General features: G+C 52.1%; 13 protein-coding genes. 4 read left to right on the top strand and 9 right to left on the bottom strand.

Features of this window, described 5'->3' with window-relative positions:
- The first annotated feature begins 10 nt into the window (after positions 1 to 10).
- Positions 11 to 439, top strand: a complete 429-nt coding sequence (gene yciA / locus ACQE32_RS04420) for an acyl-CoA thioester hydrolase YciA (RefSeq protein ID WP_426981761.1) — start codon at positions 11 to 13, stop codon at positions 437 to 439.
- 69 nt (positions 440 to 508) lie between these two features.
- Here the strand turns inward: yciA and tonB are convergent, their stop codons facing one another.
- Positions 509 to 1255, bottom strand: a complete 747-nt coding sequence (gene tonB, locus ACQE32_RS04415) for a TonB system transport protein TonB (protein WP_426972420.1) — start codon at positions 1253 to 1255, stop codon at positions 509 to 511.
- A gap of 207 nt (positions 1256 to 1462) precedes the next feature.
- On the opposite strand from tonB, the gene ACQE32_RS04410 reads away from it, so the two are divergent.
- The gene (locus tag ACQE32_RS04410; protein ID WP_426972418.1) at positions 1463 to 1759 is read left to right on the top strand and encodes a YciI family protein; all 297 of its coding nucleotides are present in this window, start codon (positions 1463 to 1465) and stop codon (positions 1757 to 1759) included.
- Positions 1760 to 1843: 84 nt separating this feature from the next.
- Here the strand turns inward: ACQE32_RS04410 and ACQE32_RS04405 are convergent, their stop codons facing one another.
- Entirely contained in the window at positions 1844 to 2017 is a 174-nt protein-coding gene (locus ACQE32_RS04405; protein ID WP_250650067.1) for a YciY family protein, read from the bottom strand.
- Between the two features lie 155 nt (positions 2018 to 2172).
- Here ACQE32_RS04405 and cls point away from each other — a divergent pair, with 155 nt between their 5' ends.
- On the top strand, positions 2173 to 3633 hold the full coding sequence (gene cls, locus ACQE32_RS04400) for a cardiolipin synthase (RefSeq protein ID WP_426972417.1): 1461 nt from the start codon (positions 2173 to 2175) through the stop codon (positions 3631 to 3633).
- Between the two features lie 46 nt (positions 3634 to 3679).
- On the top strand, positions 3680 to 4003 hold the full coding sequence (locus tag ACQE32_RS04395) for an HI1450 family dsDNA-mimic protein (RefSeq protein WP_427021394.1): 324 nt from the start codon (positions 3680 to 3682) through the stop codon (positions 4001 to 4003).
- A 56-nt stretch (positions 4004 to 4059) separates the two neighbouring features.
- On the opposite strand, the gene oppF is transcribed toward ACQE32_RS04395, so the two are convergent.
- The 7 genes from oppF to ACQE32_RS04360 all read right to left on the bottom strand — a co-directional run bounded on the left by oppF (position 4060) and on the right by ACQE32_RS04360 (position 12715).
- Positions 4060 to 5061 carry a murein tripeptide/oligopeptide ABC transporter ATP binding protein OppF gene (gene oppF / locus ACQE32_RS04390; RefSeq protein WP_426981763.1) on the bottom strand — a complete coding sequence of 334 codons (1002 nt, stop codon included), beginning with the start codon at positions 5059 to 5061 and terminating at the stop codon, positions 4060 to 4062.
- Entirely contained in the window at positions 5058 to 6071 is a 1014-nt protein-coding gene (locus tag ACQE32_RS04385; protein WP_250650070.1) for an ABC transporter ATP-binding protein, read from the bottom strand. Before ACQE32_RS04385 ends, oppF begins: the two co-directional genes overlap by 4 nt.
- Positions 6072 to 6082: 11 nt before the next feature.
- Positions 6083 to 6991, bottom strand: coding sequence for an oligopeptide ABC transporter permease OppC (oppC, locus tag ACQE32_RS04380; RefSeq protein WP_250650071.1), 909 nt, complete (start codon positions 6989 to 6991; stop codon positions 6083 to 6085).
- A 14-nt stretch (positions 6992 to 7005) separates the two neighbouring features.
- Positions 7006 to 7926, bottom strand: coding sequence for an oligopeptide ABC transporter permease OppB (gene oppB / locus ACQE32_RS04375; protein WP_085071578.1), 921 nt, complete (start codon positions 7924 to 7926; stop codon positions 7006 to 7008).
- An 88-nt stretch (positions 7927 to 8014) separates the two neighbouring features.
- On the bottom strand, positions 8015 to 9655 hold the full coding sequence (gene oppA, locus ACQE32_RS04370; RefSeq protein WP_426981765.1) for an oligopeptide ABC transporter substrate-binding protein OppA: 1641 nt from the start codon (positions 9653 to 9655) through the stop codon (positions 8015 to 8017).
- A 167-nt stretch (positions 9656 to 9822) separates the two neighbouring features.
- Positions 9823 to 11448, bottom strand: coding sequence for an ABC transporter substrate-binding protein (locus ACQE32_RS04365; protein ID WP_426981766.1), 1626 nt, complete (start codon positions 11446 to 11448; stop codon positions 9823 to 9825).
- A 619-nt stretch (positions 11449 to 12067) separates the two neighbouring features.
- Positions 12068 to 12715 carry a YchE family NAAT transporter gene (locus ACQE32_RS04360; protein ID WP_426972413.1) on the bottom strand — a complete coding sequence of 216 codons (648 nt, stop codon included), beginning with the start codon at positions 12713 to 12715 and terminating at the stop codon, positions 12068 to 12070.
- Positions 12716 to 13065 lie beyond the last annotated feature (350 nt).

Below are 13065 nucleotides of genomic sequence, written 5' to 3'. Positions count from 1 at the left end.
GAATTGAGTAATGGATAATAATCGTAAGCCGCAAGGCGAAATGGTGTTACGTACGCTGGCGATGCCGGCGGATACCAACGCTAACGGCGATATTTTCGGCGGCTGGCTGATGTCACAAATGGATATTGGCGGCGCTATTCTGGCCAAGGAGCTGGCCGAGGGACGCGTTGTGACGGTACGCGTTGATGGAATGACGTTCCTTAAGCCGGTGGCGGTAGGAGACGTTGTCAGCTGCTATGCCCGCTGTATTCGCACCGGCAGCAGTTCGATGACCATCAACGTGGAAGTCTGGATCAAGAAAGTCTCTTCTGAACCGCTGGGTCAGTTCTACTGTACTACCGAAGCGATTTTTATCTATGTCGCGGTAGATGAACAGGGAAAATCTCGTCCGCTACCAGCCGGGAAGAGTCATTATGTCGCACAGGAGAGTGCGGAATAAAGCGCCGCATCTGTAATTCATGAAAAAGGTGCCGCGCAGGCGCGGCACCTTTTTCAGCCGATAGCCGTGCTATTCAATGCTGGTGCCGCCGTTAATGCGAAACACGATGGTCATCGTCAGATTATTGCCTGGCTTGCCGCTCTCATAGCGCCACTTCCTCATAGCCTGCTTCACATCACGCTCAAACATATTACGCGGCTGCGCTGACAGAATACGGATGTTATCAACACGTCCGCTGCTGTCTACGTCATACTGCACGCGCACGCGCCCTTCAATACGCAGGGCAAAAGCGCGCGCGGGATAAACCGGCTTGCCGACGCTTAACGCTCGCGGCCCGTCAGAAACGGTGCGCGATGGCGCTGGCGAAGTTTTCGGCGCGCTGGAGGGTTTCGCCGCCGTGGTTTTGGCGCTATTTTCCTGGAAAGGCGATGCCTGCCGCGGCTGCGTCTGTGGTTTGATCTCTTTAGGCGGCTTCACCACCTCTTTTTTAACCGGTTTCGGTTTGGGCTTCGGTCTGGGTTTCGGCTCAGGTTTGGGGATCGGTACCGGCTCCGCCTTCGGCGGCTCAGGCGTCGGCTCCGGCTGGGGTTCCGGTTCTGGTTCCGGCATGGGCGCAGGCTCCGGTGTAGGCTGTGCCTGCGGCTGAACCTCCGGAGCCACCAGCGAGACGCTAATGGGCTGCGACATCTTAGGCGCTTCAACGCTCCGATTAAACGAAGCATACAACAAAGCGGCAATCACGCTGCCGTGCAGCGCCACTGAAAGCAACATGGATACTGATAAGCGGCGAGGTAAAGGAGTCGTCAGCGTTGTCATAACTATTCGCATGGTCAAGTGAGGTCGCAATTTTAAATGCAAATAGCAATCAGTTTCAACAACTCACCCACTACAGCAGCCAGAAAAAAGCATAAAACCCGCCTTCATTGCTACAGGTCAACAAGGCGTTATCTTTTCATTTGCACAAAACTTTACGATAAATTAACGTAGCTGCCAAACTGACCCGCCCCAACAGGAGTAATTATCGTGCTGTATGTTATTTATGCTGAAGACCATGCCGATTCGCTGGAAAAGCGCGGCGCCGTTCGCCCGGCCCACCTTGCTCGTCTACAGCTACTGCGGGACGAAGGTCGTTTAATTGTGGCCGGCCCGATGCCTGCCGTTGACAGTAACGAACCGGGAGCGGCGGGTTTTACCGGCTCAACGGTAATCGCTGAGTTCCCCTCGCTGGAAGCAGCGCAGTCCTGGGCTGAGGACGATCCCTATATCGCCGCTGGCGTCTATAAACAGGTCGCTGTGAAGCCGTTTAAGCGGGTATTTTGAGCGTAAACATCTTGCTGGCGGGTAAATAAGCGGGGCGAAAAGCCTCAGAGAAACATTAAGGGAGCCACAATGCTCCCTTTTTTCTTACCAGAAATAGTTGATAAACAGCACTGAACGGCGTTGCTGCTGCGCCAGCTGATGGCGAATGACATGGATACGTCGATAACGCCGCGACTGCCCTTCCAGCCAGCGCGCCTTTTTACGCTGGGCCTGACGCAACATACGCCAGCGAGCGACTTCATTCCTGCTTCGCTTCATAATATTTATCCGATTGCCAAACAACGCGGCGCATTATAGATCTTTTCCTCCGCTGGCAACATCCTTCTCTGTTGCTGATTAACGGCAAAGGGTTTCGCAGGTAGCTATCTCCACGTACACTCCCTGCATCAAAGCGCGAACCGGACTTCCACTTTATGACCACGTTCTACACTCTGATTAGTTGGCTCTTATTTTTCGGCTACTGGTTACTGATCGCTGGCGTGACGCTACGTATTCTGATGAAACGCCGGGCGGTAACGTCAGCGATGGCCTGGCTGTTGATTATCTATATTCTGCCGCTGGTGGGCATCATCGCTTATCTTTCCTTTGGCGAGCTCTATCTGGGCAAACGGCGTGCTGAGCGCGCACGCACCATGTGGCCCTCTACTGCCCGCTGGCTGCATGACTTAAAAAGCTGTCACTCTATTTTCGCCACAGAACACAGCGATGTGGCACGCTCGCTGTTTCAGCTGTGTGAAAATCGTCAGGGCATTGCCGGTGTGAAAGGCAACCAGCTGCAGCTGCTGACCAGTACTGACGATACAATGAAAGCCCTGATCCGTGATATTCAGCTGGCGCGCCATAATATCGAGATGGTGTTTTATATCTGGCATCCCGGTGGCCTGGCAGACGACGTTGCCGAGTCGCTGATGGCGGCGGCGCGACGCGGCGTGCACTGTCGCCTGATGCTGGATTCAGCCGGCAGCGTTACCTTTTTCCGCAGCCAGTGGCCCGCGATGATGCGCAATGCCGGGGTTGACGTTGTCGAGGCGCTGCACGTCAGCCTGCTGCGCGTTTTTCTGCGCCGTATGGATTTACGTCAGCACCGTAAAGTGGTGCTGATCGATAACTATATTGCCTATACCGGCAGCATGAATATGGTTGATCCGCGCTATTTCAAACAGGATGCGGGCGTAGGTCAGTGGATCGATTTAATGGCGCGTATGGTGGGCCCGGTAGCAACCACCATGGGCATTATTTACTCCTGTGACTGGGAGATTGAAACGGGCAAACGCATTTTGCCGCCGCCGCCGGATACTAACGTAATGCCCTTCGAACAGGAGAGTGGGCATACTATTCAGGTGATCGCCTCTGGTCCCGGTTTCCCGGAAGATATGATCCACCAGGCGCTGCTGACGGCGGTCTATTCGGCGCGCGAACAGCTGATTATGACCACGCCCTACTTTGTTCCCAGCGACGATTTATTACATGCTATCTGTACGGCGGCGCTGCGCGGCGTTGATGTCAGCATCATTGTGCCGCGTCATAATGACTCGCTGCTGGTGGGCTGGGCCAGTCGCGCTTTCTTTACTGAACTGCTGGAAGCCGGGGTAAAAATTTACCAGTTCGAAGGCGGCCTGCTGCATACCAAAAGCGTGCTGGTGGATGGGCAGCTTAGCCTGATTGGCACCGTTAACCTGGATATGCGCAGCCTGTGGCTGAATTTTGAAATTACGCTGGTGATTGACGACGACGGTTTTGGCAGCGATTTGGCGCACGTGCAGGATGATTATATTGCCCGCTCCCGTCTGGTGGATGCCAAACGCTGGGTGCGTCGTCCCTGGTGGCAGCGGATCGTTGAACGACTGTTTTACTTCTTTAGTCCGTTGCTGTAAAAGAGGCGGAAAATGCTATTACGCCTGCGGGCATACGGGATCAATCATGGACTTAAATAACCGTCTTACTGAAGATGAAACGCTGGAACAGGCTTACGATATTTTTCTTGAGCTGGCGGGCGATAACCTCGATCCGGCGGATATCATCCTGTTTAATTTGCAGTTTGAAGAGCGCGGCGGCGCGGAGCTGTTTGATCCCTCGGAAGACTGGTGCGAGCATGTCGATTACGATTTGAATCCCGACTTTTTCGCCGAAGTGGTGATTGGTCTTGGCGAAGCGGAAGGCGAACCGGTAACCGACGTTTTCGCCCGCGTTCTGCTGTGCCGTGAGAAAGATCATAAGCTGTGCCATATTTTGTGGCGTGAATAACGCGCGTCCCATGACGAAAAAAGGCTGCCTCCGGCAGCCTTTTTGGTATCAGCACGCTAGAGCGGATCCACCTTCAGGCAGGAAACCGCATGGCGGAAACTTCCCTCCAGCAGCGGGCGCGTTTTCGCGCATTCGGGTCCGGCAATCGGGCAACGGGTACGAAACACGCAGCCCGATGGCGGATTAATCGGCGATGGCAGCTCACCCTCCAGCAGCTGAATAGTTTTATTTCTCTCCCGATCGGGATCGGGGATCGGTACGGCAGACATCAGCGCCCGGGTATAAGGATGCTGCGGATTGTTATAAACCTCGCTGTAGGTTCCCAGCTCTACCGCATGTCCCAGATACATCACCAGCACGCGATCGGAAATGTGCTTCACTACCGCCAGGTCATGAGCAATAAAAATCAGTGAAAGCCCCATTTCACGCTGTAACTGCTGCAGCAGATTCACTACCTGCGCCTGAATTGAAACATCCAGCGCCGATACCGGCTCATCGCAAATGATCAGCTTTGGCTCCAGAATCAGCGCGCGGGCAATACCGATACGCTGACACTGACCGCCGGAAAACTCATGCGGATAACGGTTAATCAGGTTCGGTAGCAGCCCAACTTTCATCATCATCGCCTTAACGCGATCTTTTATTTCCTGACGCGGCATATTGGGATGATAGGTTCGCAGCGGCTCGGCAATAATATCGCCGATATTCATGCGCGGGTTCAGCGAGGCCAGCGGATCCTGAAAAATCATCTGAATATCGCTGCGCGCCTTGCGCCACTCCTCGTCGCTTTGGCCAAGCAGGTCGCGACCCAGCCAGGCAACGCGGCCATCGGTGGCCTTGACCAGACCGATAATGGCGCGCGCCAGCGTTGATTTGCCGCAGCCCGATTCGCCAACCACGCCCAGCGTCTCTCCCTCATACAGACGCAGGCTGACGCCATCTACCGCCTTCAATGTTTTTGACGGCTGCCAGAACCACTGTTTGCCGTCTTTAATATCGAAATGCACCTTGAGATCGGCGATTTCGAGCAGTACTTTTTTCTCAGCTACGGCGTTCATACCAATTCCTCCACCGGCTTAAAGCAGGCACGCAAACGCCCTTCGCCAAAGGCCTCCAGCGGCGGCGCGGCGGCGCAAATTTCCATCGCATAAGGGCAACGGGGCTGAAACGGACATCCTTTTGGCAGACGCAGCAGATTCGGCGGGTTGCCCGGTATGGTCAGCAGCGATTCCCCTTCCGTATCCAGACGCGGCACCGCGTTCAACAGCCCCAGCGCGTAAGGATGCGCCGGATGATAAAAGACGTCGCGCGCGTTGCCGTACTCCATGGTGCGTCCGGCATACATCACCAGGACCTTATTACAGATACCCGCCACGACTCCCAGGTCATGAGTAATCATGATAATGGCGGTATTAAACTCGCGTTTCAGCTCATTCAACAGCGTCATGATTTGCGCCTGCACCGTTACGTCAAGCGCGGTGGTCGGCTCATCGGCAATCAGCAGTTTGGGCCGGCAAAGCAGCGCCATTGCAATCATTACGCGCTGGCGCATGCCGCCAGAAAACTCATGCGGGTACATTTTCATGCGCTTGCGCGCTTCCGGCATTTTTACCGCATCCAGCATCCGTACCGACTCTTCAAACGCCTGCGCTTTGCTCATTCCTTTATGCAGTTGTAATACTTCCATCAACTGATCGCCGACGCGCAGATAAGGATTCAGCGAAGTCATCGGATCCTGGAAAATCATCGCCACCTGCTCTGCCCGCAGCGCGTTAAGCTGCTTCTCCGGCAGGTTAAGGATTTCACGACCGTTAAATCGCGCGGAGCCTTCGATGCGTCCGTTACTGGCCAGCAGGCCCATCAGGGCAAAAGCGGTTTGTGATTTACCAGAGCCGGATTCGCCGACAATCCCTAACGTTTCACCGGCCCGCAGGCTGAAGTTAAGGTCATTAACCGCGGTGACATCGCCGTCTGGCGTAGAAAAGGTGACGCGTAAATCCTTTACGTCGAGCAGTAAGTCGCTTCCCGCGCTTTTCGCCATTGCAGGCTGAACTTCAATCGTACTCATCGGGAAACTCCTTAACGATCTTTCGGGTCGAGGGCATCACGCAGGCCATCACCGATAAAGTTAAAACAAAACAGCGTGATAACCAGAAAACCTGCCGGATAAAGCAACAGCCAGGGCGACACTTCCATTGAGTTGGCACCGTCGCTCAGCAAGGCACCCCAGCTACTGAGCGGCTCCTGCGTTCCCAGGCCCAGAAAGCTAAGGAATGACTCAAACAGGATCATGCCCGGCACCAGTAAAGAGGCGTAGACCACGACCACGCCCAGCACGTTCGGCACGATATGGCGCAGTACAATCTTGATTGTCGAGACGCCGCCGACCTGGGCTGCTTCAATATATTCCTTTCGCTTCAGGCTTAACGTCTGGCCGCGCACAATACGCGCCATATCCAGCCAGGAGACCATGCCTATGGCGACAAAGATCAGCAGAATGTTCTGCCCGAAAAAGGTCACCAGCAGGATCACAAAGAACATAAAGGGAAAAGAGTTAAGGATTTCCAGCAAACGCATCATAACGGAATCCGTTTTCCCGCCCAGATAGCCTGCCAGCGTGCCGTACAGGGTGCCAACCACTACCGCTACCAGCGCGGCTGCAATGCCAACCATCAGTGAGATACGCCCGCCGATCGCCACGCGCACTAACAGATCGCGCCCGGAGGAGTCGGTGCCAAAATAGTGGCCTGATTCCATATCCGGCGCGGCAGACATCATCGCCCAGTCGGTATCATCATAGGTAAAGGGCGAGACCCAGGGAGCAATAATCACAAAAAGCGCGATCAGCAGTAAAATAAACAGGCTGGCCAACGCCGCACGGTTATGTATAAAACGACGACGCGCGTCCTGCCACAAACTGCGCCCTTCCACTTCCAGCTTTTCACTGAACGTATCAAGAGCGTCGCTATTTTTCTTACTTAAAATCATGGCGAGCCCCGGTATTAATAACGAATTTTCGGATCGATGACGGCATACAGCACGTCAACGATAGCGTTAAACACAATGGTCAGCGTGCCGACTAAAATTGTCAGGCTCAGTACCAGTGAATAGTCACGGTTCAGCGCGCCATTAACAAACAGCTGCCCAATTCCCGGTAGCCCGTAAATCGTTTCAATAACCATCGAGCCGGTAATAATCCCAACAAAAGCGGGGCCAAGATAAGAAAGCACCGGCAACAGCGCAGGCTTTAAAGCGTGACGTAACACAATACGCCGCGTCGGTAATCCTTTGGCGCGCGCGGTACGAATAAAGTTAGAGTGCATGACCTCAATCATCGAGCCACGGGTAATACGCGCAATGCTGGCGATATAGGCCAGTGACAGCGCCACCATCGGCAGGATCATAAATTTCAGCGCCCCGCCGTTCCAGCCACCGCCGGGCAACCATTTCAGAGTAATAGAAAAGATTAATACCAGCAGCGGCGCGACAACAAAACTGGGAATAACTATGCCGGTCATCGCCACCCCCATGACGACATAATCCCATTTACTGTTTTGATTTAACGCAGCGATAACGCCTGCCGTTACCCCCAGCAGCACGGCAAAAATAAAGGCCGCCGCGCCGAGCTTCGCGGAAACCGGGAACGAGCCGGCCACTAAATCGTTAACGGTATAATCCTTATATTTAAACGAAGGACCGAAATCGCCGTGCGCCAGTTGGTTAAGATAATCGACGTACTGCTTCCACATCGGATCGTTTAAATGATATTTCGCTTCGATATTCGCCATCACTTCCGGCGTTAAGGCACGTTCGCCGGTAAATGGACTACCGGGCGCCAGGCGCATCATAAAGAAAGAGATCGTAACCAGAATAAATAGCGTCGGAATTGCTTCAAGGCAGCGACGCAGGATGAACTTTAACATTGCCCGTACCTGATAAACCTGGCTTCAGCCGGATAGCCGAAACCATATTGCCCGAAATGGGCGGCCTGCGACCGCCCGGAAGCCTGCATTAATGTTTGATGATATAGAGATCTTTATCGTGCGAATTATCCAGCGGATCTTTGCCGGTATAGCCGCCGACATAAGGTTTCACCAGACGCAGGTTTTTGTAGTAGTAGATCGGCACAATAACGGAATCTTTATCCAGCACCTTCTCCGCTTCGGCGTAAATCTGGCTCCGCGTTGCCTCATCTTTTGCGCTCAACGCCTGCGCCAGCAGTTTATCGAACTCAGCGCTTTTATAGTGCGAGGTATTATTGCTGCTGTCTGAAAGCATGGTATTCAGGAAGCTGGTGGGTTCATTGTAATCGGCACACCAGGCGGCGCGCGCGACATCAAAGTTGCCCTGATGACGCGTATCAAGGAAGGTCTTCCATTCCTGGTTCTGTAGCTTGACCTCCACACCCAGATTTTTCTTCCAGATCGAGGCGGCGGCAATGGCCAGCTTTTTATGCAGATCGGAAGTGTTATACAGCAGGCTGAACGACAGCGGCTTATCGGCGGTATAGCCCGCTTCGGCCAGCAGCTTTTTCGCTTCTTCATTGCGTTTCTGCTGGGTCCAGCTCATCCATTCCGGTTTGGTCAGAGTGATGCCGTCAGTAAATGGCGGCGTATAGCTCCAGGCGGGGTCTTCGCCTTGCGCTTTTACCTTATTCACAATGATGTCGCGATCGATACCCAGCTTCAGCGCGGTACGTACGCGTGGATCGTTAAACGGCGGTTTCTGGTTATTAATTTCGTAATAATAGGTGCAGAGATACGGGTCGGCATGGATCTCATGCGGGATCTCTTTTTTCAGCTTCTGATACAGCTCAATCGGCAGATAGTTATAGGTCATATCGCTGCCGCCGCTGCGATAGCGGTTTGTATCGGTCACTTCTGAAGAAATGGGCAGAAAGGTGACTTTATTCAGTACGGTATGGGCGTTATCCCAGTATTGCGGGTTACGCTCTACAACCAGGCGTTCGTTAATCACCCACTCTTTAACCTTAAACGCGCCGTTACCAACAAAGTTTTCCGGCTGCGTCCATTTATCGCCAAATTTTTCGATAACGGGTTTATACACCGGCGACATAGAGTGGTGAATAATCAGCTTATAAAAATAAGGCACCGCTTCGCTCAGCGTAACCTCCAGCGTATGGTCATCAACGGCTTTAATACCGAGGGTATCCGGCGCTTTTTTGCCAGCAATAATATCATCCACATTCAGCAGATGGCCGTACTGTAGATAACTGGCGTAGGGCGATGCCGTTTTCGGATCGGCCAGGCGACGCCAGCTATAGACAAAATCATTGGCGGTTAGCGGCTCGCCATTGGACCATTTCACATTTTTACGCAGATGGAAGATCCAGACCTTACCGCCCTCCTTGCTTTCCCAGCTTTCCGCCACGCCAGGCTGAATTTTTCCCTCGGCGTCGTTAATCGCCAACCCTTCATACAGATCGCGGCTCACATAGGCTTCCGGCACGCCTTCGACTTTGTGGGGATCGAGCGACTGCAGCTCGGCGCCGTTGCCTCTGATCAGCTCCTGTTTTTCCGCCAGCTGCACCCCTGCCGGCACATTGGCTGCCAGCGCGCTGTTCACGTTTAATGCGCCTAGCGCTGCCATAACGCCCAGTGCCGCCAGGCTTTTATTTGTGATGTTGGTCATGTTTACTCCAGTTTTTTTATAATTACCGCGGTATTTACCTACGGCTTTCCCCCGCTGTACGGGTTACCTGTCACGCGCTCCGGAACCTGAAGCCGGACAGGGTTTGCTTCCTGTTTTCTTACGGCTGCCATCATCTACCGCCCGTTATCGATCACCCGGGCAGCGAATTAATGTTTGGTAATGTAGTAATTCTTAATATTCTGTCGGTCCTGCGCATCTTTGCCGGTAAAGCCGCCTACCCAGGGCTTCACCAGCCGCACGCTGACCCGGTAATAGACCGGCACCAGCGCTGAATCTTTATCCAGCTGCGCTTCCGCCTGTTGATATAACACGGCGCGCTGCGCATCGTCGGCCACCAGCGATTTCGCCATTAATGCATCAAACGCCGGGCTACGATAAAAACCGGTATTGGTTGAGGAGTCGCTCAGCAGCATATTCAGGAAAGAGGAAGGTTCGTTATAGTCGGAACACCAGGTTGCGCGCGCCACATCATAATTTCCCTCATGACGGGTATTCAGCATGGTTTTCCATTCCTGATTTTGCAGCGTGACGTTAGCACCAAGATTTTTTTTCCACATTGAGGCGGCGGCAATTGCCTGCTTTTTATTTTGATCGGAGGTGTTATAGAGCAGCGTAAAGGTCAGCGGCTTTTGCACGCCGTAGCCCGCCGCGGCCAGCAGCTGTTTTGCTGTGGCGTTGCGTTCTGCCTGCGTCTGAGTAAACCAGGCCGGCGCGGTAAATTTAGCCCCGTTAATATAGGGCGGCGTAAAGCCAAAGGCGGGAATTTGCCCTTGCCCCATGATTTTTTCAGCGATGATTTGGCGATCCAGGGTTAATTTTACCGCCGTACGCACCCGCGCATCATTAAACGGCGGACGCTGGTTATTCAATTCATAATAAAAGGTGCAGAGATAAGGGCTGACATGCACCTGAGCGCCCAGTTCTTTCTTGAGCATAGGAAAGAGTTCGGGAGGGATCGCGCTGTTGGTAATATCGATACCGCCGCTACGATAGCGGTTGACGTCGCTGGTTTCCGAGCTGATCGGCAAGAAGGTCGCTGTTTCAATAATCGTATGCGCATTATCCCAATAATGTGGGTTGCGCTTCAGCGTAATTTTCTCATTAACCACCCAGCTGTTCAGCGTATAGGCGCCGTTGCCGACATAATGCTCCGGGCGCGTCCATTTGTCCCCCCACTGCTCGAGGGTCTGGCGATGAACCGGCTTTAGCGGGGTATGTTCCAGCATCGCCGTAAAGTAAGGCACCGGCTGACTTAGCGTAACCTGCAGGTGATGATCATCCAGCGCTTTTACGCCCAGCGCCGAGGGAGGTTGCCTGCCTGCGATAATTTCATCGACGTTCAGAATATGTGCGTACTGCAAAAAACTGGCGTAGGGAGAAGCCGTTTTTGGATCCACCAGCCGTTGCCAGCTATAGACAAAATCGGCGGCCGTTACCGGATCGCCATTGCTCCAGCGGGCATCCGGCCTCAGGGTGAAGGTCCAGACATTATTTTGCTGCTGCCATTGCTGCGCAACACCCGGTACCAGACGACCGGCGTTATCAGTTACAAGCAATCCTTCCAGCAAATTAGTTATGACATCGCTTTCCGGGACCCCTTCGGTTTTATGTGGGTCCAGCGAGGCGACTTCGGTACCGTTATTAATAACAATGGTTTGATCCTGAGCTAACTCTACAGTAGGCGGCACGCTGGCTGCCCGCGCATTAACAGACAAAGCCAGGAGAACAATGAGTGCCGCTTTGCCAAAATAATCAGGATTTGCTGGATTCATAAAACCTTTTGCTCTTAGAAGTCACCTGCAGGCTGTAAAGCAAAATCCGTTCTCACTTTGCCCAGATCAAAAAAACTTTAATCGGAAGTTAACAGATGAATTTTTTTGTGCCAAAAACAAATAGTAAAAATGTTATCTATTTCTCTTTTATCATGATCGCTCTAAACACGGAAGTGTTATTTTTACTGATGAATTATGATTTATTCGATTGATATCAAAAGAAAAAACAGCCAGAAGCCTGCTTCAGAGGGCCGCTCAATATGGCAATCGCCTGAAAAAGCGGTAAAAAATCATAACAAATGCTTCACATAGAATGATCATCTATCAGTAAAGCAAAACAGCTGATAAAAATCTGGAGGATGAAAAATATTACGCAGTAACTGATGTGAAAATAATCACATTTCTGGACAGGTAAACCAAAGTCACAGAAAAATCAGCAATTAAACTAATAATTAGCATCCGCTATTAAGGAATATGAATAGAGGCACCAAAATAGTGCAGAAAAGTGCGCAATTGCACTTTTTTAGGGCAAAAAATGATTTAAAGGGAAAATTAAGTTGCCTGGCGCGGAAGAATAAAGCTCATAACCAATGTAACGCATACATCGGTTATGAAAAGGTTAATTAAGCAGGCCAGGGAAGCTTGCTCTGAGGCCAGTAACAATAAATTCTATGCCCAACGCCATAAGTAATAACCCCATGATACGGGTAATAACGTTGATGCCGGTTTGCCCCAGCACGCGCACCATAACCGGTGCGGCGCGAAACAAAAGCCAACAGCAAAAGGCAAATAGCGCAATGGCGATGCTAAAGGCCAGCAGGTTTATCCAGCTGTGATAACGCGTGCTCCAGACAATAGTTGAACTAATGGCACCCGGGCCCGCCATTAATGGCAATGCCAGCGGCACAACGCCAATGCTTTCGCGTACTGCCGTTTCTGATTTCTCCTGTTTATTCTGCTTATCTTCGCCCAGCTTACCGCTAATCATCGACATGGCAATGGTCACTACCAGGATGCCGCCTGCGATACGGAAAGAGTCGATAGAGATACCAAAGATATGCAGAATGGCATCACCCAGAAACAGCGATGTCCAGAGAATAATCGCCACAGCAAGGTTCGCCGTCAGGTTGGTTCTGTTTCTTTCAGCCACCGGCTGGTAGCTGGTCATGCTAATAAAAACAGGAATAATCCCGATGGGGTTCACCAGCGCAAACAGGCCAACAAAAAATTTAATATAGCCGGACAGATCCAGTGCAAGGGTATTCACAAACTACTCCGCAAATGCGCCAATAATAACCGCCTTAATTTAAAGTAAATATCATCCGCTTGCCAGCGGACAACCCCAGTCTAAAAAGCTGTAATTACCTTTCAACGCAGGTAAAAAATCCATTGTTAAAAGGTTGTTTAGCTAATGATGCGAAAAACAATTGCTGTTACAGCAGATTAGTCAAAACCTGATACTGGTCAAAAAATAATCACGCTGAAAGGTGTCAGCTTCAAGGAATATTGATCTAAATCAACAAGCATCTACCCCGTTCCAGGTAAGCTGGCCTCATCAAAAGGAATTGATAACAAGGCGCGCTGTCATTTACCAACGCCTTCGCCATAGAAACTCTT

This window comes from Pantoea sp. FN0302 (assembly GCF_050113775.1).
GTDB lineage: Bacteria > Pseudomonadota > Gammaproteobacteria > Enterobacterales > Enterobacteriaceae > Mixta > Mixta alhagi.
Note: the sequence above shows the minus strand (reverse complement) of the source record. Positions and strands in the feature narration are given on the sequence as shown.